General features: G+C 52.3%; 23 protein-coding genes. 13 read left to right on the top strand and 10 right to left on the bottom strand.

Annotation, left to right across the window (positions count from 1 at the left end; all coding sequences use genetic code 11):
* The first annotated feature begins 36 nt into the window (after positions 1 to 36).
* Complete coding sequence (pknB, locus tag ARCH_RS00525; RefSeq protein WP_013169364.1) at positions 37 to 1938, top strand: Stk1 family PASTA domain-containing Ser/Thr kinase; 1902 nt, start codon at positions 37 to 39, stop codon at positions 1936 to 1938.
* Positions 1939 to 2238: 300 nt separating this feature from the next.
* The gene (locus ARCH_RS00520; RefSeq protein ID WP_013169363.1) at positions 2239 to 3438 is read left to right on the top strand and encodes an IS110 family RNA-guided transposase; all 1200 of its coding nucleotides are present in this window, start codon (positions 2239 to 2241) and stop codon (positions 3436 to 3438) included.
* 272 nt (positions 3439 to 3710) lie between these two features.
* On the opposite strand, the gene ARCH_RS10035 is transcribed toward ARCH_RS00520, so the two are convergent.
* Together ARCH_RS10035 and ARCH_RS00510 are read right to left on the bottom strand one after the other, a co-directional pair.
* On the bottom strand, positions 3711 to 3866 hold the full coding sequence (locus tag ARCH_RS10035) for a hypothetical protein (RefSeq protein WP_013169362.1): 156 nt from the start codon (positions 3864 to 3866) through the stop codon (positions 3711 to 3713).
* Between the two features lie 2 nt (positions 3867 to 3868).
* Complete coding sequence (locus ARCH_RS00510; protein WP_013169361.1) at positions 3869 to 4810, bottom strand: class E sortase; 942 nt, start codon at positions 4808 to 4810, stop codon at positions 3869 to 3871.
* A 121-nt stretch (positions 4811 to 4931) separates the two neighbouring features.
* Between ARCH_RS00510 and ARCH_RS00505 the strand changes: the two genes are divergently transcribed.
* Complete coding sequence (locus ARCH_RS00505) at positions 4932 to 5204, top strand: cell division protein CrgA (protein WP_223804399.1); 273 nt, start codon at positions 4932 to 4934, stop codon at positions 5202 to 5204.
* A gap of 50 nt (positions 5205 to 5254) precedes the next feature.
* Here the strand turns inward: ARCH_RS00505 and ARCH_RS00500 are convergent, their stop codons facing one another.
* Both ARCH_RS00500 and ARCH_RS00495 read right to left on the bottom strand, forming a co-directional pair.
* Positions 5255 to 5833, bottom strand: coding sequence for a rhomboid family intramembrane serine protease (locus ARCH_RS00500; protein ID WP_049765782.1), 579 nt, complete (start codon positions 5831 to 5833; stop codon positions 5255 to 5257).
* A gap of 71 nt (positions 5834 to 5904) precedes the next feature.
* Positions 5905 to 6426 carry a peptidylprolyl isomerase gene (locus ARCH_RS00495; protein WP_041640264.1) on the bottom strand — a complete coding sequence of 174 codons (522 nt, stop codon included), beginning with the start codon at positions 6424 to 6426 and terminating at the stop codon, positions 5905 to 5907.
* A gap of 190 nt (positions 6427 to 6616) precedes the next feature.
* Between ARCH_RS00495 and ARCH_RS09170 the strand changes: the two genes are divergently transcribed.
* The 4 genes from ARCH_RS09170 (at position 6617) to ARCH_RS00475 (ending at position 10425) form a co-directional block, all read left to right on the top strand.
* Positions 6617 to 7510: a hypothetical protein gene (locus ARCH_RS09170; RefSeq protein ID WP_049765781.1), complete on the top strand. Its 894-nt coding sequence runs from the start codon at positions 6617 to 6619 to the stop codon at positions 7508 to 7510.
* Between the two features lie 125 nt (positions 7511 to 7635).
* Positions 7636 to 8598, top strand: coding sequence for a DMT family transporter (locus ARCH_RS00485; RefSeq protein ID WP_013169356.1), 963 nt, complete (start codon positions 7636 to 7638; stop codon positions 8596 to 8598).
* An 85-nt stretch (positions 8599 to 8683) separates the two neighbouring features.
* A complete protein-coding gene (gene rfbA / locus ARCH_RS00480) occupies positions 8684 to 9559 on the top strand; it encodes a glucose-1-phosphate thymidylyltransferase RfbA (protein ID WP_013169355.1) in 876 nt (291 codons plus the stop codon).
* Positions 9559 to 10425, top strand: a complete 867-nt coding sequence (locus ARCH_RS00475; RefSeq protein ID WP_013169354.1) for a glycosyltransferase family 2 protein — start codon at positions 9559 to 9561, stop codon at positions 10423 to 10425. Before rfbA ends, ARCH_RS00475 begins: the two co-directional genes overlap by 1 nt.
* Positions 10426 to 10447: 22 nt before the next feature.
* On the opposite strand, the gene ARCH_RS00470 is transcribed toward ARCH_RS00475, so the two are convergent.
* The 5 genes from ARCH_RS00470 to ARCH_RS00455 form a co-directional block, all read right to left on the bottom strand.
* Positions 10448 to 10936 (bottom strand): DUF4143 domain-containing protein, encoded by a 489-nt coding sequence (locus ARCH_RS00470; protein WP_049765780.1) that lies wholly within the window; start codon positions 10934 to 10936, stop codon positions 10448 to 10450.
* Positions 10933 to 11304, bottom strand: a complete 372-nt coding sequence (locus ARCH_RS09545; RefSeq protein WP_261974481.1) for an AAA family ATPase — start codon at positions 11302 to 11304, stop codon at positions 10933 to 10935. The genes ARCH_RS00470 and ARCH_RS09545 overlap by 4 nt, the downstream gene beginning before the upstream one ends.
* 21 nt (positions 11305 to 11325) lie before the next feature.
* Positions 11326 to 12482 (bottom strand): IS3 family transposase gene (locus ARCH_RS00465; RefSeq protein WP_389400668.1). Its coding sequence is split into 2 segments (ribosomal slippage): positions 11326 to 12206 and positions 12206 to 12482, totalling 1158 coding nucleotides; the frame shifts between segments, so codons are not numbered across the junction.
* Positions 12483 to 12552: 70 nt separating this feature from the next.
* Positions 12553 to 12744 carry an AAA family ATPase gene (locus tag ARCH_RS09540; RefSeq protein ID WP_197712422.1) on the bottom strand — a complete coding sequence of 64 codons (192 nt, stop codon included), beginning with the start codon at positions 12742 to 12744 and terminating at the stop codon, positions 12553 to 12555.
* Positions 12745 to 12886: 142 nt separating this feature from the next.
* Positions 12887 to 13504 (bottom strand): dTDP-4-dehydrorhamnose 3,5-epimerase family protein, encoded by a 618-nt coding sequence (locus tag ARCH_RS00455; protein ID WP_013169352.1) that lies wholly within the window; start codon positions 13502 to 13504, stop codon positions 12887 to 12889.
* A gap of 107 nt (positions 13505 to 13611) precedes the next feature.
* Between ARCH_RS00455 and ARCH_RS00450 the strand changes: the two genes are divergently transcribed.
* Together ARCH_RS00450 and rfbD are read left to right on the top strand one after the other, a co-directional pair.
* Positions 13612 to 14928 carry an AAA family ATPase gene (locus ARCH_RS00450; RefSeq protein ID WP_013169351.1) on the top strand — a complete coding sequence of 439 codons (1317 nt, stop codon included), beginning with the start codon at positions 13612 to 13614 and terminating at the stop codon, positions 14926 to 14928.
* A 382-nt stretch (positions 14929 to 15310) separates the two neighbouring features.
* A complete protein-coding gene (rfbD, locus tag ARCH_RS00445; protein WP_013169349.1) occupies positions 15311 to 16159 on the top strand; it encodes a dTDP-4-dehydrorhamnose reductase in 849 nt (282 codons plus the stop codon).
* A 68-nt stretch (positions 16160 to 16227) separates the two neighbouring features.
* Here rfbD and ARCH_RS00440 read toward each other — a convergent pair whose 3' ends face one another.
* Positions 16228 to 17433, bottom strand: a complete 1206-nt coding sequence (locus ARCH_RS00440; RefSeq protein WP_231957971.1) for a lipopolysaccharide biosynthesis protein — start codon at positions 17431 to 17433, stop codon at positions 16228 to 16230.
* Between the two features lie 213 nt (positions 17434 to 17646).
* On the opposite strand from ARCH_RS00440, the gene ARCH_RS00435 reads away from it, so the two are divergent.
* From ARCH_RS00435 to ARCH_RS00420, 4 genes are all read left to right on the top strand, one after another.
* Positions 17647 to 18741: a glycosyltransferase family 4 protein gene (locus ARCH_RS00435; RefSeq protein WP_013169347.1), complete on the top strand. Its 1095-nt coding sequence runs from the start codon at positions 17647 to 17649 to the stop codon at positions 18739 to 18741.
* A gap of 117 nt (positions 18742 to 18858) precedes the next feature.
* Positions 18859 to 20670 (top strand): phosphotransferase, encoded by a 1812-nt coding sequence (locus ARCH_RS00430; RefSeq protein WP_013169346.1) that lies wholly within the window; start codon positions 18859 to 18861, stop codon positions 20668 to 20670.
* Complete coding sequence (locus ARCH_RS00425; RefSeq protein WP_013169345.1) at positions 20667 to 21614, top strand: DMT family transporter; 948 nt, start codon at positions 20667 to 20669, stop codon at positions 21612 to 21614. The genes ARCH_RS00430 and ARCH_RS00425 overlap by 4 nt, the downstream gene beginning before the upstream one ends.
* A 9-nt stretch (positions 21615 to 21623) precedes the next feature.
* Positions 21624 to 22484 carry a LicD family protein gene (locus tag ARCH_RS00420; protein ID WP_013169344.1) on the top strand — a complete coding sequence of 287 codons (861 nt, stop codon included), beginning with the start codon at positions 21624 to 21626 and terminating at the stop codon, positions 22482 to 22484.
* Positions 22485 to 22492: the final 8 nt, after the last annotated feature.

The raw sequence follows: 22492 nt of genomic DNA, 5'->3' as shown, positions 1-22492 counted from the left end.
GAAAGTATCTATGTCATCCAGGAAGGAATGCGAGTAATGACAAACATCCCACGTATGCTGGGGGGCCGGTACGAAGTTGGCGATCTCATCGGCCGCGGCGGAATGGCGCAAGTCCACATTGGGTATGACACGCGACTTTCTCGCACCGTAGCGATCAAAGTATTGCGCTCCGATCACGTCTCAGATCAAACCTTCGTTGCTCGCTTCCGGCGCGAAGCCCAAAGCGCCGCCGCACTCAACCACCCGGCCATCGTTGCCGTATACGATACCGGCGAAGAACACATCACGTCAGACGAAGGCAAAACCGTCTCCCTCCCCTACATCGTGATGGAATACGTTAAAGGCCGCACCGTTTCAGAACTCCTCAAAAACGGCGATGCCCTGCCAATCAACGAAGCTGTGCAAATCGCCGTCGGCATCCTCTCCGCACTCGAATACTCACACCGCGAAGGTATCGTTCACCGCGATATCAAACCAGGCAACATCATGCTCACGCACGATGGCAAGGTAAAAGTGATGGACTTCGGGATCGCGCGGGCGCTCACCAATTCGTCTGCCACCATGACCCAAACCAACTCCGTGGTTGGCACCGCACAATACCTATCGCCAGAACAGGCGCGCGGTGAAGTCGTGGATTCCCGCTCCGATCTATACTCCACCGGTTGCCTGCTCTACGAACTCTTAACGGGGCGCCCGCCATTCCGCGGCGATTCCGCTGTGGCCGTGGCCTATCAACACGTTTCTGAAATGCCAGTATCGCCTGCCGCGATCGCTCCGGATATTCCAGATAGCATCGATCGCGTTGTTATGAAATCGTTGGCGAAGAAGCGCGAAGATCGCTACCAGCGAGCCATCGATATGCGATCCGATCTACTCAACGCTCTGCGCGGCGGGAACGTGAGCGCTCCGGCGTCCGCTTCGTGGAGCACGCAGGTTATGGCTGCCCCACACGTTCCGGCTACCACAGACGGCGCGGCTACAACAGTGAGCCCCGCCCTCACTCAAACCGGTATCACCCCTGCTGTTGAGCCGAACAAGAAAAAGAACGTGGTGATGATCGTTCTTGCCGTTCTGCTATTGGTACTGGCTGTTGCGGGGCTGGCGTGGGCGTTGACTTCTGGCGGATCTGACGACGAGAAGGCCACCGAAACCGTGACCGTTCCGGATCTATCCGGGACGGATCAAGTGACCGCACGGCAACGGCTGGAGGATGCCGGGCTGGTGTTTGTTCTGGGCGATCCGCAAGAACACAAGGACATTCCCGAAGGGCAGTTCGTTTCATCTGATCCGGCGTTCGGATCCCAAGTGAAGCGCGGTTCGGACGTTGTTGTATCGTTCTCTGCAGGCGCGGGAACCGTGGCAATTCCTGACCTTACCGGCGGCACGTTCAACCAGGATGCAGCCAAGAAGGAACTGGAAAAGCTAGGGTTGAAGGTGGGGCGCGTTGACGTCAAGGACGTGCCTGGCCGCGCCAAGGATACCGTCACAGAAACCTTGCCGGCCGCTGGCCAGCAGGTTGCACCAGGAACATCCATCAACATTGTGGTGGCTTCCGGCGAAATCTTGATCGACGAAAGCGTGACCTCAAAGATCATCGGCCAAACGCGCGAAGCTGCCGAAGCCTATCTGAATGACACCCTGAAGATCTCCTCCATCACGGTAGAAACCGAAGAAAATCAGGCCTTCACCGAAGGAACGATTTCACGCATGGAACCAATGCCTGGCAAGGTTCCGTTCAACACGAAGGTCACTTTGTGGGTGGCGAAGAAGCCGGCCGAACGCGTGCCAGCCCCAAGCCAGCCGGGAACAGGCAATGGCAACGGTAGTGGCAACGGTGGTGGCAGCCACGATCGTCCGGGCAGCAACGATTCTAATAAACCACGCAAGCCTGGCGGCGATCAGGTGCCGGCCCCGCCTGAGGATTCAGAACGGCCTTAAGGGCTGGTAGCTTAAGGGCTGGTAGGCAGGTTCGGCTGGGTTCGGCAAAACCCGCCCGTTACCTTGTTGACAGGTCCTGATTGGCGGGTGTTGATTGGGATTGTCGGCCAGCCGCCCTGGCATGGTGTCTTGCCCCTGTCTATCCAATGATCCGGGGGGTGTTGCCACCAGGGTCGGTTGCCAGCATGTGATCGCTGATTAGGGACTCGGCACCAAGGATGGATGCCTGTCGTAACGTGGATGTGAGGCGTGCTGTCTAGGCTCGGCCGACTTATGGTGCAAACCGAGAGGACAACTGCCATGAGAACTGACCGACCAGACATTTTTCTAGGACTGGACGTCGGCAAGACCGACCACTGGGCCTGCGCACTAACCGATTCCGGGCAGGTGTTATGGAATAAGACCCTGCCCAACAACGAACAAAAACTCACTGATATCTACACGAATCTGTCAGCGAAAGGCTCTGTGCTGGTGGTCGTGGATCAGCCGGCAACAATCGGCGCTCTCGCCATCGCGGTCGCCCAACATATGGGCATCGAGGTCGCCTACCTGCCGGGGCTGACCATGCGCCGGATCGCTGACCTATACCCGGGCGAGGCGAAGACTGATGAAAAGGATGCGTTCATTATCGCTGACGCAGCCCGCAGCCTTCCCCACACCCTGCGCCAGCTCACCAAGACCGACCAGGACGAGGCAGGACTGGCGATGCTCACCGGTTTCGACCTTGACCTCTCACGGCAGGTCAATCAAGTCTCCAACCGGATCCGCGGGCTGTTCACCCAAATCCACCCTGAACTGGAAAGAGTTCTCGGACCACGCCTGGAACATGACGCGATCCTCGAAGTGCTCGCTACCTGGCCAACCCCGCAGGCTCTACGCAAAGCCGGGCGAGCCAGAATGGATGCGAAACTCAAAAAGCACGGAGCTCGCCGCCACGCTGCATGGACCGAGGATATTCTTACCGCGCTAGCGAAGCAGTCGGTGATAGTCACCGGCACCGAAGCCGCGGGCCTAGTCATCCCGCACCTGGCCCGCCAACTGGTGAGCCTGCACGCTCAACGCGCCAACGTCGCTTCAGAGGTAGAGAAGATCGTGGCCACCCACCCTCTTTACCTGGTCCTGAGATCCATGCCCGGCATCGGTCTCAGGACCGCTGCCGTGATCATCGCTGAACTTGCAGGGAAGACCTTCACCAGCTCAGCAGCCCTGGCCTCCTACGCTGGCCTGGCACCGACCACCCGTCAGTCCGGGTCATCGATCAAGTCTGAACGAGTCAGCCACTCAGGCAACAAACGCCTCAAACGCGCCCTGTTCCTGTCAGCTTTCGCCGTGATCCGCACCGACCCGGTCAGCCGCGCCTACTACGACCGCAAACGAGCCCAAGGCAAACGACACAACCAAGCCATCATCGCCCTCGCCCACCGCAGACTCACAGTCCTGTACGCCATGCTCCGAGACGGCACCCTCTACGACGTCCCCGACACCGCCCTGGCAGCTTGACACACAACATAGGGGCACCCCCCAGCCGCGCCCTACTATCACGCTCCAGGCACCCCATGCTGCACCCCATGCTGATTATTTCGAGAATAGTGGCAAATATTGCCACTATTCTCGAAATAATCAGCATTACCTAACCGTAAGTTTGATAAACGAGGCAAAAGCACAGCCACGTAGAGCAATCGAAGGCGCCAGGATGCTCAGCACCCTGGCGCCCCGTACGCGTCGTTCTTGGCGATCTACCCCTTCAACCGTCTCTCGCTCCTAAGCGCACATCACCCAACCGTAGTGTCGAACCAGTTGGTGTTGTAGTAGACCCATGGGTACACGTATTGGAAGAGAACGAAAACAACGCCGGCTAGCAGCAACAATGCTTCGATGGCTTTGAACCATGTTGGGCCGGGAAGGATTTTCCACAGTGCTCGGTACATTGTCAGCCTTCTTTCTTGTTGAGTTCGATGAGTTCTTTTGGCATGCCTTCGGATTTGCTGATCCAGGAGTCGAATTCGCCGTGAACGATCCATCGGTGGGTGGCGTTGTATTGCGGATGGCAGGTGGTGAGGGTGATGAGCCGCTTGGTTGGGGCGGTGATCCCGGTGCCGTTTTCTTCGGCTTCACGTGCCTGGTATGGGTCTGGTTGGATGACTCGTGTTTTGTCTGGGGTTACGAGTTCGTGGTCTGTCATTTTGTAGACGTAGTAGGCGGTTTCGGTTTCAACAATGATGGGATCGCCTGGTTTGAATTCTTCCACGAACATGAGCGCGTCGCCGTTGCCGCGGCGGTGTGCGGCTAGGGAGAAGTTGCCGATTTCGCCTGGCCATGCGGTGCCTTCGTAGTGGCCGAATCCGCCGTGGTCGAGGATGTCCCAGTTGGTGGTGCCTTCTGCCATTGAGCGGGTGGCGCTCTTGCCAAAGGATGGGAAGTGGATGACGCCGAACATTTGCCCGTGTGTTGGGTTGAGTTCGAATGGTGGTGGATCTTTTTTGGCTGGTTCGGCTGCCACGGTTGGTGCGGCGGTGGTTTTTTTGGCGAATTCGTCAAGGAGTTCGGTTTGAACTTGGTTGGCCAGGATGCTTGTCCACCAAAGTTGCCATCCGATGAATCCGGCTACGATGAGGCCGAATGTGATGAGGAGTTCGCCGATAACGCCGATGATGGCAGATAAAATGTTCCGTTTTTTGTGTGGGGGGTTTGGCTGGCTTTGTGATTCTGGCACGCCGACTGGTGGGAATTTGGCGGTGCGGCGCGCTTGTGTAAGATTTTGGTCTGTGTTGACGGCAGGTTGGGTGCCGGTGTAGATTCGGGCTTCGCGTGGGAGTGCAGATCGGCGCCGCGGTGGCACGATCTCTCCAGGTGTCTCTGGCTCGTGTGTCACTGGCCGATTCCTTTCACTGTTCGTTCATTTTCCCACTATACGGGTATCCGCGGGTCTAAACTACCGCGAACGCTGCAATACCGATAGTCTTATACCGGTAGTTTCACTTTTAGCGAGGAAAATGATGCCTGAATCTAAGAAGCGCAAGAAGGTTGAAGAGCGCCGCATTGCTGCGTCGCGTGATCGCCAGGAGCATCCGGCTCCGGAGATTAAGCGTTCGCCTAAGTGGTGGGCGCCGTTAATGGTTACGTTGGCTCTGATTGGTTTGCTTGTTGTTGTGATGGCTTACGTGTCACATGGACAGGCTCCGGTTCCAGGGTTTGGTAACGGGAACTTGTTTATCGGTATCGGTTTGATGCTGGTTGGTTTCTTGATGACGATGGGTTGGAAGTAGTTTCGCCCGCGTTGTGGTTGTGCCCGGTAGTTTTCTATCGGGCACAGTTTTTACCATCCGTGGTTTTGTTGGTTGTGACGACGACGGTGGAGTGGCCACCAGATCCCTGTGAGGATGATGCCGGTGAGGAATCCGCCGAGGTGTGCTTGCCAGGAGATTTGTGGTGTGGTGATGGCGATGAGGGCGTTGATTCCGAGCAGGATGAGGATTCCGCGCATGTCGGTGTGGAGGGCGCGGGTGAGGACGATGAGGGCGCCGAAGAGTCCGAAGATGGCGCCTGATGCTCCTACTGCTGCGGTGTTCCATTCGCCGGTCCAGGCGCTCCAGGCGTAGACTGCGGCGTTTCCGCCGATTGCGCTGCCTAGGTAGAGGGCGGCGAAGCGTCCGGATTTGAGGGCCGGTTCGAGTTCTGCGCCGAGGAAGATGAGGGCCATGACGTTGAAGAGGATGTGCATGAACCCGGAGTGAAGGAAGGCACCAGTGAGGAATCGCCATGGTTCGGCTTCTGCGAAGAGCGGGATGAAGGCGTAACTGAAGAGTACCTCGGGTACTGCGTATGAGGCGAGGGTGGCGATGATGCACAGGGCACTCATGACTGCTGTTACTGGGGGAATGTTGAGTTTAGACATGGGTTTTTCTTTGTGGGTGTGAAAAGAGGATGGCTGGGGTTCTCCCCCAGCCATCCTCTAGTGGTTCAGGTTCATTCAGAGATGGTGACTGATTCGATGAAGATTGGTTCGACTGGGCGATCCATTGGGCCGGTTTCGGTGGTAGCGATCTTGTCTACTACTGCCTTGGATTCTTCATCAACAACTTTGCCGAAGATTGTGTGTGCGCCCTGGAGCCAGGTGGTTGGGGCAACGGTGATGAAGAATTGGGAACCGTTGGTTCCTTTGCCCATGCGCTTGCCGGCGTTGGCCATGGCAAGAACGTATGGTTCGGTGAAGGTGAGTTCTGGGGAGATTTCGTCGTCGAACACGTAGCCTGGGCCGCCGGTTCCGGTTCCGAGCGGATCGCCGCCTTGGATCATGAAACCGTCAATGACACGGTGGAAAATGGTTCCGTTGTAGAGCGGTTCGGTGGATGTTGCGCCGGTTGCCGGATCGGTCCATTCGCGCTTGCCCATGGCAAGTTCTGCGAAGTTTGCGACGGTTTGCGGGGCGTGCTCTGGGAAGAGCTCGATTTTAATTTCACCAACAGATGTTGTCATAAGTGCTTCCATGCACTCCATCTTTCCATACCTTGTGGTTTGAGGCCATAAGAAAACTGGCTTAGAGCGTAATCAGAGTTGTTGGATGTGTGTAATTCGGTTGAGCGCGAACATTTCGGCGGAAATTTACGTCATTATGTGCACGGCATTACACTTTCGTGAAAGAATAGGTAGTAAAGAAGGCTCACTGTAGGAATCTGCAGTGAAGAAACCTGGAGGTGGTGCAATGTCTTTCTTTAAGCGCAAGACTGCCGCGGAAAAGGCAGCAGACGAGGTTACGAAGCTCAAGGATCAGGCCGCTCACGCAACCGGTTCTTTCTTTGCCAAGGTGGCGGATGCTTATAAGGCTTCTCGTACATGGGCTGAACCACGCTTGGAAGAAGCTGCAGAAAAGTTTGTGCCTGTAGCTCAGAATGCTGTGGCTCGCGCGAATGTTGCAGCACGTGATGCTTATGTTCGTACGCGCCCTTATGTTGAGGATGCTGTAACTAAGGCGAAGCCATATGTTAATGATGCTGTTGCGAAGGCCAAGCCGTACGTGGAAGAAGCTGTAGCAAAGGCGAAGCCATACGTGGATGATGCGCAAGCGTTTGTTATTGATAGTGCGGATCGGGTCAAGGATGATTACTTGCCACGCGCAAAGAACGCTGCCAACGCTGCTCTTGCAGAAATTAAGGCTAGCGCGAACGAACAGGCGGAGAAGGCTGTGACTCTTTCTAAAAAGGAACTCAAGAAGGCAAACAAGCTGGCTAAGAAGGCGGAAAAGAAGGCGATGAAGCTTACGAAGAAGCAGGAAAAGAAGGGCCGTGGCAAGAAGGTTTTTGGTTGGACTCTTCTTGTTGGTTCCGCGCTTGGCGCCGCATACGTAGCATGGGCACGTTCTAAGCCTGTTGAGGATCCATGGGCTGAAGCCTACTGGGAAGATCTGGCTGTGCCAACGGATGCTGAAGCCGCATTCGAATCCTTTGAAGATACCGTTGAAACGGTTAAGGAAAAGGTGGAAGAAACGGCAGAGAAGGCTGTTGAGACTGTTGAAGATGCCAAGGAAGCGGTAACTCCTCGCGATATCGCAGAACGCCTTGAGGAAGAAAAGTAAGAGCTAGAAGTTAACAACTAGCTCACCCTTACCTTGCTCACTTACCTGGGGCCTAGAAATTTTCTAGGCCCCAGGCCTGTGCATCCACATAGTTCGCGCATCCACATAGTAAAATGAGCCTCATGATGTGGGGGATTTTCTCAGGGATGCTGTGGGGCCTAGATACGGTTATTTTGAGCATCGCGTTGGCTACCAGCGCATTCGGGCACCTCACTGGAAGCCCACTTGTTACTGCCGCACTCCATGATTCTCTTTGCGCTCTCCTCATGTTGATCGTGATGGCTGGATCTGGGCAGTTGGGCGATACGCGCCGCGGGTGGGCCACGAGCCACGGCAAGGCAGTGAGCGCAGCGGCACTGCTCGGTGGCCCTATCGGAATGTTCGGCTACGCCTTAGCGATCGAGAACCTCGGTGCAGGCTACACGGCCATTCTGTCCACGTTCTACCCGGCCCTTGGCACATTCCTGGCCACAGGATTATTGAAAGAGCAGATGCGCCGCCGGCAACTGTTAGCCCTCGCGGTTGCTATCCTTGCCATCATTGTTGTGGGCTCGTCCAGCCTGGAGGATGCTCCTGGATCTACGCTTCTTGGCGCTATCGGCGCCACGATGTGTATCCTCGGCTGGGGATCCGAAGCAGTTATTTTGGCATGGGCGATGCGCGATAAAGGAGTCGATAACCACGTCGCTCTTCATATTCGTCAAACGACCTCTGCCCTGGCATACCTGTTATTCGTCATCCCTATCACGGGGAACCTCGATTCGCTCTCCCGCGTCATGTTCACGCCAGGCACGGCCATCATCGCAGGTGCCGCAGTAGCTGGCACAATCTCCTACCTGTGCTACTACCGCGCAATCCACACAATTGGCGCCGCCCGTGCTATGGCCATCAACATTTCGTACTCCGCCTGGGCGGTCATCTTCGCATTCATCCTTACAGCGGTCATCCCCGCCCCGATCGAAATCGCCGGCTGCATCGTTATCCTCATCTCAACAATGCTCGCCGCCTCTCACAACTGGCACGAATTCGTTCCGAAACGTTACCAGGAACGCCGCGCCCACCGGCGTCGTCCCTCATCCAAAAACTAACACTCGCCATGTAACCCCACGCGGGCACAAAATACGGAATAATAGTGGGCATATATCAAGCTTGTCCTCACGGAAGGTAACTATCATGCGCGGCATTATTCTTGCAGGCGGTTCCGGCACTCGGCTCCACCCCATCACCCAAGGCATTTCGAAACAGCTTGTGCCGGTGTATGACAAGCCAATGATCTACTATCCAATGACCACGCTGATGCTTGCTGGCATTCAGGACATCCTCGTGATCACCACTCCGCATGACGCGGACGGCTTCAAGCGCCTGCTCGGTGACGGTTCCCAACTGGGCGTGAACCTTTCCTACGTGCAGCAGCCAGAACCAAACGGCCTGGCGCAAGCATTCGTGCTGGGCGCGGATTTCGTAGGAAACGAATCGGCCGCACTGGTGCTGGGCGATAACATTTTCTACGGCCCAGGCATGGGCACGCGCCTACGCCGCCACGTCAACCCGAACGGTGGCGCCGTGTTCGCCTACCACGTGGACGATCCGGAACGCTACGGCGTGGTCGAATTCGATAGCGAATTCCGCGCCCTTTCCATCGAAGAAAAGCCGGCCCAGCCGAAGTCCAACTACGCGGTTCCAGGCCTGTACTTCTACGATAATGACGTGGTTGAGATCGCTAAGAACCTCAAGCCATCCCCACGCGGCGAATACGAAATCACCGACGTGAACAAGCATTACTTGCGCGAAGGCAAGCTCACCGTTGAAGTTCTGCCACGCGGCACCGCATGGCTAGATACAGGCACGTTCGATTCGCTGGCAGACGCCACCTCGTTCGTCCGCACCGTGGAAGCCCGCCAGGGCTTGAAGATCGGTTGCCCGGAGGAAGTTGCGTGGCGTATGGGTTTCCTTAACGACGCCGAACTGGCCGAACGCGCCGAACCGTTGCGCAAGTCTGGGTATGGCGAATACTTGATGCGTATTTTGGCGCGTGGGAAGAACGCTTAATGTGTGAACGTATTGCCGCGGTGATCGTTACATATCACCCTGGTGATGTGTATCCGCTACTGGCGCGCTTTGCTGATCAGTGTTCGGCTGTGTACGTGGTTGATAATTCTCCCACGTTAGATACCGAATTGGGTGAGGCGTGCCAGCGGACGGGCGCTATTTTGTTGCCGCTTGGCCGAAACGTTGGGATTGCTGCCGCACAGAACATTGGTATCACACGCGCGCTAGACGACGGTGCCGATGCTGTTATCCTCTCCGATCAGGATTCGATTCCTGGGCCGCGTATGGTTGCCGATTTGGCAGTTCATTTGGGGCCGGGCGTGGGCGCGGTTGGCCCCGTGCCTTTCGACGGCGATGAGCCTTTGGTGTACACGGATCATACGTGGGGGCCAAAGCGGCCTAACAATTTCGAGATCGGCACGGATCCTATCGAAGCGTCGTTCTTGTTGGCTTCTGGTTGTTTGATTCCGGCGCATGTTTTGCGCGAGGTTGGGTTAATGCCTGCTGAGTATTTTATTGACCATGTTGATTTGGCGTGGTCGATGCGTGCGCGCGCGTGCGGTTATCGCTTATTGGCGATCCCTACGGCACGGCTTGTTCACTCATTAGGCGACCGCGGGATCAAGGTGAAGGGCCGTAAGCGGACTATTCACGTTCACTCCCCCATCCGTAATTACTACCTCACCCGAAACACGATTGAGCTGATGCGCAATCCTGATTTGCCTGCCACCTGGCGTTTCCGGTACGGCTACTGGATCACGCGTTTCGCCGTGTTTACAGTCCTCACCAGCAAGGATCGCACAGAACGCGCCAAACTTATTTCGCGCGGTTTTTACGACGGCGTTCGGCGCAAGATGGGCAAATAGCACACTTATTCTTCCACTTAACTTATAGTTCAAGAAGAAACTTCCATAACGGAGTAACATGAATCTCCACATTCCCTGTATTGATCGTTTCTTCTGTTGAGTGCGTGACAATGCAATACCGCCGCTGTGAGTGTGGATACGACCGTGAAAAATTGATGATGCTCTTAATTTCGCGTTCACGCGTCATCGGATCACCCATGGAGTAGCAAGCCTGAACAACGAATTCCTGATCTGGTACATAGAAATCTAGATCGATATTCTTCGTCGGCTCAAAAAAATATCCTACATTCTCGCCATATTTTCTTCGTAAAGAAATAGCAACGAGGTTTTCCAACAAAACAGAATCTTTGTTCAGAAGAAAAAGATTGAGAATTCCATTATCACTAAAATACTGCTTCGGATTACTCTCGCGTTCAGCAAATTTATCTCGTGTGTTCCGTAGAGAAAAGAGCACATAGGCAGCTTCTAGTTCCGCAACATAGCGAATAACAGTATCTTTACTGAGCTTCATCCCAATTGTTTTGAGTATGTTATGTAACTTGCTGTATGAAAGTAGCTTCGTTTATCAAGATATTTGGGTGCCTCAGGCAAGCCTCCAAAAGCGAGGTATGTATTTTGCGCGTGAAGTAATTTACCTTTTACCTTCGTTGTCAAGTTTTGTAGATGTTCGACGCTCAATCCCGTTGCTTGGCAATACTCACGGAAATTGTATGGTTCAACGTGAAGTGTTAAATACCGTCCACCAAGAGTTGTGTCGATATCATGGCTGAGCATTTTTGCATTAGAGCCAGTTATATATACGCGTTCAAAAGAATCAGCAAGGCGCCGCGCAAATTTTTCCCAACCAGACACATTTTGAATTTCATCAAAAAAGTATATGGGCGTGGAGCGGGCTGAAATCTAGGACCGGGCGGCTTGAGGGCCTCCCTGGGTTAGGTGCCATTGTTTGGCGTACTGCGCTGGCGGGACAAAGCCCAAGCTTGAGTGCGGATGACACGTATTGTAGCGCTTTGACCACAACCTGAGGCAGTGGCTGGCGTGGGCCGGGTCGTCGAACATCTCGTCTTCGAGTAGCTCATCGCGGAGGCGGTTGTGAAACGACTCCACGAATCCGTTGTGCCATGGCCTTCCTGGTGGTATGAACGCCTCAACAGTGCCCTCCTTGGCTGCCCACTTGTTCAGCTCGTGGCTGATGAACTCAGGGCCGTTATCCATGCGCAACACTCGCGGACGGCCACCTCTGGAGGCAGCAAGATTGCTCAACAGTTCAATGACTGACACGGCGGTAATAGACCGCCCGACCTCGAATCCCACGTGCTCACGTGTGAACTCATCGATGACGTTGCAGATCTTAAACGTCTTACCGTGGTAGTCAGTGTCGAACTGGAAGTCCAATGCCCACACATCACCGGGACACGCAGCTGGCTCAACCCGAGGGGTGGATAGGGGCAGACACCGCCGCTTGGGAGCCTTGCGTGGAAACACCCGCAGACCCTCCTGGCGCCATATGCGGCGCACGACATCGCGGCCGCAGTCAAACCCGGCCTCACGAGCCTTAACCCACGCGCGGCGGTAGCCCCAGCGACGATGGGATGCAGCGAAGGTCACCAACCAGCTACGCAACGAGGCGTGCTTGTCGGTGGCAGAAGGCCCGGTTGTGTGGCGTCGGGCGTTGTAGTACGCCCCGCGGGAAACCCCGACAACGCGGCATGCCAAGCGCACTGAGTACCCCAACGATAGGGCATGGTCAATCGCTTCGTACTTGCGTGCCAGGGTCAGAATTTTCCCTCTGCTAACTCCCTAAGCAGCGACTTTTCGAGTTCAGCCTCCCCAAGCAACCGCTTGAGCTTCTCGTTTTCTTCCTGCAGCTCCTTGAACCGCCGTGCTTCACTGCGAGTCATGTCGCCGTACTGTCTCTGCCACCGGTGATACGTTGCCTCACTGATGCCAAGCTCACGGCAAACCTCTGCCACGGTGCTGCCAGATTCCTTCAAGGACCTGGCCTTGTCGAGCTTCACCACGATTTGTTCGGGTGTGTGCTTCGAGAACTTCTTCATGCTCTCCAATCTTCCTGCCCCAACCGGGGCTGTCACGGAAGACACTCTCAAGCCAGATGGTCTAGTTTTTTCAGCCCGGGCCAGGCGCCCCATCACTCATAGAAGCTGCCAACGTAATAATTGAGTTGAAATCTTGAGTTGTAAACTCAACAAGACGTTCGTCTTCAAAATTAATATAGATAATGTTATTCCACGGCGTTCCTTGGGAGATAAGGTCTTGCACAATGCCATATAGGAGCGTGGATTTCCCTGCGCGTCGCAAGCCTGTAACTACCCTCCGCGCACATCCACTACATATCCTGACTTATATACCCTACAAAATAATGTCATTATTGTCGTCCATATATTAAAAATGCCCCCAGTCTACCTAGAGTAGGGGCATTTTTATAGGAAAATAACTGCTGTTACTTCTTGAGCGAGTTCACGAACGCCATCGCTTCTTCATAAGTTGGAAGCAAACCCATACGGCTTGCCGTACCCAAGCCTGGAGCCGCCGTATCCTTTTCGGAAAGCAAGAGTTCCATCGGGTTCCCGTGGCGATCAACAGTTGGCCATTCGATACCCAAAGTGGAACACGTTGGCTTCACGCCGTGTTCGCGCCCGGGAGCGTAAGGTGCTGAGCAGAGATAGGTGGCAACCGTGTTGTCTTCCAACGCAATGAATGCGTGGCCTAAGCCTTCAGAAATGAAGATTGCACGGCGATCGGCGTCGTCCAACAAAACCGATTCGTACTGGCCAAACGTTGGGGATCCCACGCGAATATCCACCACAAAATCAAGAAGAGCGCCCTGTGGGCACATCACGTACTTTGCCTGCGACGGGGCAATCTCCGCGAAATGAATACCGCGAACCGTTCCAGCTTTAGAAACGGATGTGTTGACCTGCTGAACGTCCAATTCACGCCCAACAGCTTCAACGAAGGTCTGCTGCTTGAAAGCTTCAAGGAACAGGCCGCGTGAATCCGGGAACTGTTTTGGGGTAATACGGTATGCACCCTCGATTGATAATGGTTCGATAAGCATGGATCCTCCTTGGGGATAGTTACACTACAAATATTACGCGAAAGATGTGAAATTTTCTCCACTTCAACATATAATGACAACATTATCGCATCCATGAGGAGAACCCTATGATCATCGAATTTACGGTAAAAAACTACCTCTCATTCCATGAAGAACAGTCTCTCAACATGGTTGCTACTCGTGAACAACGATACCGTGACCGTCTCCCATATTTAAGCAAGCGATACCGCAAATTCATCACGCCAACCGCTTCCATTTATGGTGCAAACGCTTCAGGAAAGACCAACCTATTCCGCGCCCTAAAATGCATGCAAGAACTGGTTTTAAAACCTACTTCACCAGGAGAAGCACTAAAGTACAAGCCATTTAAACTCGATAAAAAATCTGGCACTGAACCAACTGAATTTGATCTTCTTTTCCTTGCAGACGATGACATCATCTACCGCTATTTCCTCTCTTATACGGCAGATAAAATCCATTCGGAAAAACTGTGGAAAATCATGAGCAACGGAGACGAACAAGCCGTATTCATTCGCGAAGGACTCTCAGTTAAATCTGATTTAGGGCCGATCGAGAACGCAATACTTCAAGGCGTCTCTCCAACATCAACCATTGCACGTTTTGCGTCCGAATGGGGTACGAATACTGGAAACTTGAGTGCGATCCGTAAGGTCTCTCAATGGTTCAAGCGTGTTCACTTCATTAACCCAACATCGGGCAATGATCCAATTCCACAGGGTTTAGAAACACTTAAAAAGGCTGGGGCATGGCTCCCATTCATCGGTGCAGGAATTTCCGATGTTGTGATCAGAGATATTGATCCCCAGCCCATCGCCATTGACGGCTTATTCGATGATCTCACTGAGGGAAATCGAATACAAGCTAACATCAACGGAAAGTTCCTTGAATTCACGCGCGAATCAAACGGTGAAATCTCAGGTAGTGAAATTTCACTTACTCACACAACAAGCGATGGCCGGCAAGAAGCCTTCGATTGGGACGAAGAGTCTGAGGGCACCCGTTACATTGTGGGAACAGTAGCACCATGGATTCAACGTCTTTTACACCCGTCTTCTAAAGGACACATCCTCATCATTGATGAATTGGATCGAAGCCTCCACACTCAACTCGCGATAGCTTTTGTAAGTATTTATTTGCGAAATGTCCATAAAAACTCACGTTCTCAGCTTATTTTCACTACACACGACCTTATGCTTATGGATCTGGATATTTTCCGCCGAGATGAAATATGGATCGTGGAGAAAAGCATATCTGGAGGATCAACACTCATCGCACTCACAGATTATGAAGGTATCCGTGCCGATAAAGATGTACGCCGTAGCTACCTTGACGGACGCTTCGGCGGTGTGCCTCACGTACAGCCCGATCTCCTATCAACTAGTATTTTTCTTGAAAAAGAATAAGGAATTACTGAGATGGCACGGTTAACAAGAGAGAAGCGACCTAAGCGGGACATCAAAAAGATCTATCTGCTTGCCGTCGAAGGAGAAACGGAAAAACGCTACTTTGAACTAATGCCTTCCCATCTACCATACAAATTATCGTTAGAACTGGGCGCCACTCCGATCCACATTCCCTTATAGATCAAGTCGATAAGATGGTAGAAGAGCAGAAGAAAAATGGTAGGTTACGTTCTGGCGATCCGGCATGGATTATCTCTAGATAAAGATCAATGGACCGAACCCCAGCTAAAAAAGTATCTGCCGACTAGTTTTACTCTCTATTGCCAACTCCATGTAAGATCAATTTATAGAATGATCAAAAACATAGAGGAGATCTACTGCAATGACGTGGATGGTTGTTGGCGCTAAAGGAATGCTCGGAACTGATCTTGTGGCCCGAATTAAGGAAGATGGCCACGACGTTCGCGCAGTAGACATCGACGATATCGATATCACCAAGATGGACTCGGTAGAACAGGTTGTGCAGGGCGTCGACGTCGTCGTCAACTGTGCCGCGTTCACCGCAGTTGATCCTGCCGAAGAAAACGAAGGAACAGCGTTCCGCGTCAACGCAACTGGCCCCGCGAACTTGGCCCGCCAGTGCGCGAAAATCGGCGCCCGCCTAGTCCATATCTCAACCGACTACGTGTTCCGTGGCGACGGCGAAACCCCATGGACCGAAGAAGCCCCCATGGATCCAGTCTCCGCCTACGGCCGCACCAAAGCAGCCGGCGAATGGGCAGTACGCACCTACACTAACGATTTCTTGATCGTGCGCACCGCGTGGCTGTACGGAAAGTTCGGAAACTGCTTCCCGAAAACCATGGTTCGCCTTTCCGAAACACACGAAACCCTCAAGGTGGTTGTGGACGAAGTCGGCCAGCCTACCTGGACTGTTGATTTAGCAGATCTGATTGTGCGCCTTGTTGACGCTAAAGCGCCGTCTGGGGTTTACCATGGCACCAGCCAGGGGCAGACGTCGTGGAACGGGTTCACCAAGGAAATCATGCGTGCGGTTGGCAAGAGCCCTGACATGGTTCACGAAACCACCGCAGCAGCCTTCGATCGTCCAGCCAAGCGCCCATCGTTCTCAGCACTCGGCCACGATGCACTCACCGCGATCGGGGTTGAACCAATCGGTGAGTGGAACGAACGCTGGCAGGTAGCTGCCTCAATCGTGCTTGGGGAGTAAACCGCGCAATACCTAAACTGCTACGCGATGCAGGGAGTGCCTTTCAGAACGCACTCCCGCATCCGCAATCACTCCTTCAGATCTTCAGGCAAGGTTACCGGCGGGTCCGTCATTTTACGGTAATCAAGAACAAAGAAAACTGCCATCACAAGCAAACCAACACCGTAAGCAATGACGCCTACCCAACTCACGCCATTCATACCAAACCGCATAACACACTGATAGGAAATCGTAACGGCAACAAGCGCCGCTACAGCGTTGCCAACAAACGCGCCTCGATAGTCACGAATGGCCAGCAGAAGATCGTTCATAAACCACACTGCGGCGGTCACTAACGTACAGAGAATTGCTGGTTGCAACAGATACGTGTGCTCTCCAATCTGTTGTCCGAACATCAGCTTCAAAATGGGATCGCCAACAACCAATAAGGTCACAGATACGAAACTTGTTGCCGCAATAACGATCCCGGCCGTCTTCCGCAAGAGCTCCAGCCCGGAACTCTTCACGTTGGCGAACCGTTCCGCAAACTCACCCATTAACGGGCTATACACATAGGTTGCGCCCATTTGAACGATAACAACTGGCGAAGCCACAGAAGAATAGATACCGAGCGCAGAAGAACCCAGGATCAGCTCAAGGTGCTGTTTGGGGATCGTCAGTACAGCAGCGCTACAGACTTGCGCAAAAACGAGCGGGGACAGAACTAGTAAAGTCTTGACCGCGGAACGCAGTTCAATACTCGGGGTGATCGGCTCGAAGTAGGCCGAACGCGGCATATCATAAAGCGCACCCACCAGCACCGTTGTCACAATAAGTGAAACGATAGCCAGTATCAAAGAGTTGGTTCCCCACAACACCAAGCAGAACGCGGTAAGGTTCGATACGCCTTGCAGCATATATGACGTGCCTGAAATGTCCATACGCTTGTGGCGCCAATCGATCGCATGGAAAGCCTCGATGAAATTTACTGCTATTGTGTATATGCAATACAAAAAGATGACAAATATCGATTCCCATGCCACTGTCACAAGTGCATATATTAAGCCAACACTCACAGCAAATAGTGAAGTCAGAATTCGTAAACCGACATATTCACCAGACGAATGTTCATTATGTACATCAGTGATTTGCACAGTTCTGAGCCGAAAATCGGCAAGTGGCCAAATCACATTCGAAATTGACATTGCAAGCGCCAAAGAACCGGCCGCATCAAATCCAGAAGAAAGACGAACAACCGCAATCGTTATGAGATAATTACAGGCTAATCGTGTCATAGACCCTGCAGAGTTCCAGACCATATTTTGCCGCAGAGAGATATTCTTATCACGCATCATTCAAATCTAACGGAATATTTCCATATTAATCAAGACATTATACGATAGGCAAAGATGCGCCATATTTTACATTCCTTAAATTAGGCGCTCACTCTCCCTAAACCGCGTTTGCCCCCAGTAGATTCACGCCCGACTTTCGCTACACTTAGTGTCATGAGAATAGCGCTGATCGTGAATAATTATCCGCCGATGGTGGGCGGGATCGAGTACCATGAAGAAAATTTAGCGCATAGTTTGGCCGATTTAGGGCATGACGTTTGGGTAATCAACCTTGCTGGGCCAACCGCTACTCGCCGCGATGGTTCCGTTACGGTCATCACCCACCAAGGCCATTTCAATATTTCGGATATCATCCGCACTCCCGGCCTCGGAACCACACGAAAACTGGCGCGTTTCCTCAAAGCTCACGCGATCGAGGTCGTCTCTACCCACACTCGCTTCTTCCCCATGAGTTTCGTGGGGCTTCGTGCCGCGAAACGCGCGGGAATTCCCGTAATACATACCGAACACGGGAGTGGTTTTGTAGCAACGAAGAATCCGATTATTTGGCTTGGTTCGCGCACTGTGGACCTCACGTTGGGACGCTACACGTTGCGTCACGCGGATAAAGTACTGGGAGTTTCCGAGCAAGTTACCACATTTGTTAAGAAACTTTCCGGCGTGGACGCGTCCGTTTTCTACAACGCGATCACACCGCCACAACTGCGTCCGCACACTCCGGATCGTTCCACTCACCTTGTGTTCGTGGGACGCATGGTTGCGGGGAAAGGTTGGGATACGTTTATCGACGCCGTAGCCCGGTTACGTACCGAAGGTTACGATATCGACGCCGAAATCTTAGGTGACGGTCCACAACTTGCGGATGCTCAGCGTATCGTTGCAGAACGTGGGCTTGAGCAGGTTATTTCCGTACCGGGGCGAGTTGCCCCACAGGAGGTTCGGAAACGGTTACGCGGGGCAACGTTAGTTAATCCCACAGTTCTTTCTGAAGGGTTCCAAACAACTCTAGTGGAAGTGTTGGCTGAAGGCGGGCAGGTTGTCACGTTCCCTGTTGCTGGCGCCGCCATGTTGGCAGAACGCGGAGCACCAGTTGAGATCTGTTCCGAAAAATCTGCGGAAGCCCTTATCGCTGGCCTGCGGAACATCTTGGCACATACGCGCCCACGCGCCAGCCAGGAACTCATCACTGAGTTCACGTGGCCACGGCAAGCGCGGGTGTATGCACACATTTGCGGTTCGCTTTTATAAGCGAAAAATTCCTTTACATTCTATTTCACACATAAAACAGAATCTCCTTGTTCAATTAATTCACTTCATAGTGTAGATTTGAACACGACATAGGTGATCCATAGGGGGACGACTGTTATGCGTAAAACTTTAACCGCCGCGGAATTCGACATACTCCACGTGCTTACAGGAGAAAATAAGACACTCACTCAACGCGAACTCGCATCCTATACCGGGCTTTCACTCGGCCGAGTAAACACCACTATTCGCGAGTTGACAGAACAAGGATTAATCCGCGACCGTCTCATCACGGATGCAGGCCGTGTAGCTCTTACTCCTTACAAAGTAGACAATGCGATCATTATGGCAGCTGGACTTTCTTCCCGCTTTGCTCCAATCTCCTATGAACGCCCGAAAGGCACACTCCGTGTCCGAGGAGAAGTGCTCATCGAACGTCAAATCGAACAACTTCACGAAGCGGGGATTACGGATATCACCGTCGTCGTTGGATACAAAAAAGAATATTTCTTCTATCTAGCGAAGAAATATGGAGTAAAAATCGTCGTTAATAAGGAATACACAACCCGCAACAACAATGGTTCCCTGTGGCTAGTGCGCGATAAACTAGCACGAACTTTTATCTGTTCTTCCGACAACTACTTTGCAGAAAACCCATTCGATTCTCACGTATATCAAGCGTACTACTCAGCTGTTTACGTACACGGCCAAACAAATGAATGGTGTATAAAAACTGGTAGCGGAGGGCGTATCACCGGATGTACGATCGGAGGAGAAAATGCCTGGACTATGCTCGGGCACGTATATTTCGATCAGCAGTTCTCAGAGAAATTCTGTGAAATTTTAGAAGACGTCTACACTTTGCCCGAAACAGCATCAAAGCTGTGGGAATCTATCTATTTAGATCACATCAAAGATCTTCACATGGTCATCCGAAAGTATCCCGATGGCGTTATAAATGAGTTCGATTCTGTGGACGAACTTCGTGAATTCGATCCTCACTTTATTGAAAATGTCGATTCAGAAGTATTCGATAATATTGCGTCCGCCCTTGACTGCGATAAATCAGAAATTCGCGGATTCGAACCATTGAAACAGGGTCTCACTAACCTTTCTTGCCGTTTTTCCGTTGGAGATAAACACTATGTTTACCGGCACCCCGGAGTGGGAACGAACAAGATAGTCGATCGGCAGGCAGAACATACCGCTCTGAACGCAGCTAAAAAACTCGGTTTGGACTCCACGTTTATCACAGGCGATCCGCACAAAGGCTGGAAGATTTCGCAGTATCTACCTGAAGTGAGAAATCTGGACGTCACAAATGACGACGAACTCGAAAAAGCCATGATGATGGCACGCAATCTACACACATCTGACATCAAGCTCGATCGGGAATTCGATTTTATCAAAGAGGCGCAACGCTACGAAGAACTTCTTGAACAATTCGAACCAATCGATGTTCCCGGCTATGCGGAGCTCAAAGAAAAAGTTTTCCGCCTCAAAGAATATGCGGATGCAGACGCTTTCCCCGTCGTTCCAAGCCACAATGATTTCTTTCCAATGAATTTCCTTGTTGCCCCTTCCGGAAAGATCGATCTTATCGATTGGGAGTATGCAGGAATGTCTGACGTAGCCGCCGACTTTGGCACAATGGTTGTCTGTTCTGAAGAGCTCGGAGATGTCCGAGCCGATCAAGCACTGTCCTACTATTTTGGGCGCACTCCTACGGCAGAAGAACACCGACACTTCTGGGCATATATCGTTTTTGCTGGGTGGTGTTGGTATGTTTGGGCTTTACTCAAAGAGGCCGAAGGCGATGACGTAGGCGAATGGTTACTCACCTATTACCATTATGCCTCTCAATATATTGATGCAGCTTTGGCAGCATACGAATTCGCATCTGCCAACACGCAAATCGAGAGCCTATCGTGAAATTTGGAATTTTATCTGGCTCACTTTGGGGCCTTGACACTGTCATTTTGGGAATCGCTTTTACGATAATCCCTTTCTTGTCCTCACCACATGCTGCTTTGGCAAGCGCCGCAATCCATGACACTATTGCCGCGCTCTTACTTCTTGCGTTTATGGGAGTTCGCAGGCGCTTAACAGACACATATAACGCTGTTAAGAGCCACTCGGGCCGAGCAGTTATGATCGCAGCCATTCTTGGCGGACCAGTAGGAATGACCGGATACCTAATTGCTATTAACCATATCGGCCCAGGTTTCACCGCAATCATTTCCACGTTCTACCCTGCGGTTGGCACTTTTCTCGCATATTTATTCCTAAAAGAACGGATGTCTTTCAAACAGATTATTGCTTTAGTAGTAGCCTTGTGTGCGATCATTGCAGTTGGCTGGTCTTCGTCAACTACTGCTGAAGGTTCTACACTCATAGGAATAATTGCAGCTCTCGCGTGTGTATTCGGATGGGGATCAGAAGCAGTTATTCTTGCCTGGGGAATGCGCAATGAGGCTGTTGATAATCAAACCGCTTTGCACATCAGACAGACAACATCAGCGTTAACTTATCTTCTGGTAGTGATTCCTTTGATGGGAACATTGCCTTTTATCTCTCACGCAACATTTAGCTGGGGGACCGTAGTCATAGGCATCGCGGCGCTAGCAGGCACTGCGTCTTATCTGTTCTATTATCGAGCCATAGACACCATCGGAGCTTCTCGAGCTATGGCGGCCAATATATCTTATTCAGCTTGGGCGCTACTCTTTGCGTTCATTATATTTGGTACTATCCCTACTGCCTTCCAGATGATCTGCTGTGTAATTATCCTATGCGGAACTACTCTTGCAGCAACCTCTGATTGGAAAACGATAATAGCACCCTCGCGTTTAAACCGCTCAACTCATCAATCTTAAGGAATTTCAGTGATTAATCAGGCTTATGATCCTAAAATGTTAAGCAAAATCCAGCAAGCCATGCGCTTGTCTCTTGTTGAGTTTGACCGCATCTGCACCGAACTTCAATTAAGATATGTCGTCTATGGCGGTTCAGCTATCGGGGCCGTACGACATCAGGGTTTGATTCCATGGGATGATGACATCGACATTTGCATGCCTCGTGCAGATTATGATCGTTTTTTCACTGAAGCCCCTGCGCTACTGAACGAAGCCTTCGTTGTTATGGATTCTCGTACCAACCCTGATTACCCCAAGACTTTCGGTGTGCTAGGTCTTAAAGGTAGTCGTTTTATTCCTGGAATAGCTGCAAATAGGTCTTTCCCTATCCCGCTTGGCATTGATCTTTTTCCACTGGATCCAATTCCCTCGCATCCAAAGCAGTTCGCGAAACAGTCACGCGCCACATGGTTCTGGGGTCGTCTCTTGTACCTTCAAGGAACCCCACACGCTGAGCTTTCTCTCCCTAGGCCAGTAAAAGCCATAGTTTCTGTAGCTACCCATGTGATCCATTGGGGCATCAAGTCCACCCGTATCACACCAAAAGCATTAGTTCGCAAGTGGGAACGGGCAGCACGCCAGTATGAAAATTCTGGCTCCACCTTATTCGGTGACTTTTCTACCCGCGATCCCAAACGCTGGTCTGCTTCTCTGGAAGAAATGTTTCCCGCACAGCGCGTCCCATTTGACGATATAACTGTGATGCTTCCTCGCGATGTGGATGCAATTTTAACTCGCGGGTACGGCGATTACATGACTATCCCACCCGAAAATGAACGAGTTAACCATGCTGCCGCTCTGATCGATTTCGGGCCTTATATGACCATTTAATACACTTA

The sequence above is a fragment of the Arcanobacterium haemolyticum DSM 20595 genome (genome assembly GCF_000092365.1).
Lineage (GTDB): Bacteria > Actinomycetota > Actinomycetes > Actinomycetales > Actinomycetaceae > Arcanobacterium > Arcanobacterium haemolyticum.
The sequence above is the reverse complement of the archived record's forward strand: the minus strand, read 5'-3'. Positions and strand labels throughout refer to the sequence as shown.

Bases quoted from the DNA above. Each gene is read 5' to 3' on its own strand.
- pknB (WP_013169364.1), top strand. From the start codon at position 37: ATGACAAACATCCCACGTATGCTGGGGGGCCGGTACGAAGTTGGCGAT.
- ARCH_RS00520 (WP_013169363.1), top strand. From the start codon at position 2,239: ATGAGAACTGACCGACCAGACATTTTTCTAGGACTGGACGTCGGCAAG.
- ARCH_RS10035 (WP_013169362.1), bottom strand. From the start codon at position 3,866: ATGTACCGAGCACTGTGGAAAATCCTTCCCGGCCCAACATGGTTCAAA.
- ARCH_RS00505 (WP_223804399.1), top strand. From the start codon at position 4,932: ATGATGCCTGAATCTAAGAAGCGCAAGAAGGTTGAAGAGCGCCGCATT.
- ARCH_RS00500 (WP_049765782.1), bottom strand. From the start codon at position 5,833: ATGTCTAAACTCAACATTCCCCCAGTAACAGCAGTCATGAGTGCCCTG.
- ARCH_RS00495 (WP_041640264.1), bottom strand. From the start codon at position 6,426: ATGGAAGCACTTATGACAACATCTGTTGGTGAAATTAAAATCGAGCTC.
- ARCH_RS00485 (WP_013169356.1), top strand. From the start codon at position 7,636: ATGTGGGGGATTTTCTCAGGGATGCTGTGGGGCCTAGATACGGTTATT.
- rfbA (WP_013169355.1), top strand. From the start codon at position 8,684: ATGCGCGGCATTATTCTTGCAGGCGGTTCCGGCACTCGGCTCCACCCC.
- ARCH_RS00475 (WP_013169354.1), top strand. From the start codon at position 9,559: ATGTGTGAACGTATTGCCGCGGTGATCGTTACATATCACCCTGGTGAT.
- ARCH_RS00470 (WP_049765780.1), bottom strand. From the start codon at position 10,936: ATGAAGCTCAGTAAAGATACTGTTATTCGCTATGTTGCGGAACTAGAA.
- ARCH_RS00455 (WP_013169352.1), bottom strand. From the start codon at position 13,504: ATGCTTATCGAACCATTATCAATCGAGGGTGCATACCGTATTACCCCA.
- ARCH_RS00450 (WP_013169351.1), top strand. From the start codon at position 13,612: ATGATCATCGAATTTACGGTAAAAAACTACCTCTCATTCCATGAAGAA.
- rfbD (WP_013169349.1), top strand. From the start codon at position 15,311: ATGACGTGGATGGTTGTTGGCGCTAAAGGAATGCTCGGAACTGATCTT.
- ARCH_RS00440 (WP_231957971.1), bottom strand. From the start codon at position 17,433: ATGACACGATTAGCCTGTAATTATCTCATAACGATTGCGGTTGTTCGT.
- ARCH_RS00435 (WP_013169347.1), top strand. From the start codon at position 17,647: ATGAGAATAGCGCTGATCGTGAATAATTATCCGCCGATGGTGGGCGGG.
- ARCH_RS00430 (WP_013169346.1), top strand. From the start codon at position 18,859: ATGCGTAAAACTTTAACCGCCGCGGAATTCGACATACTCCACGTGCTT.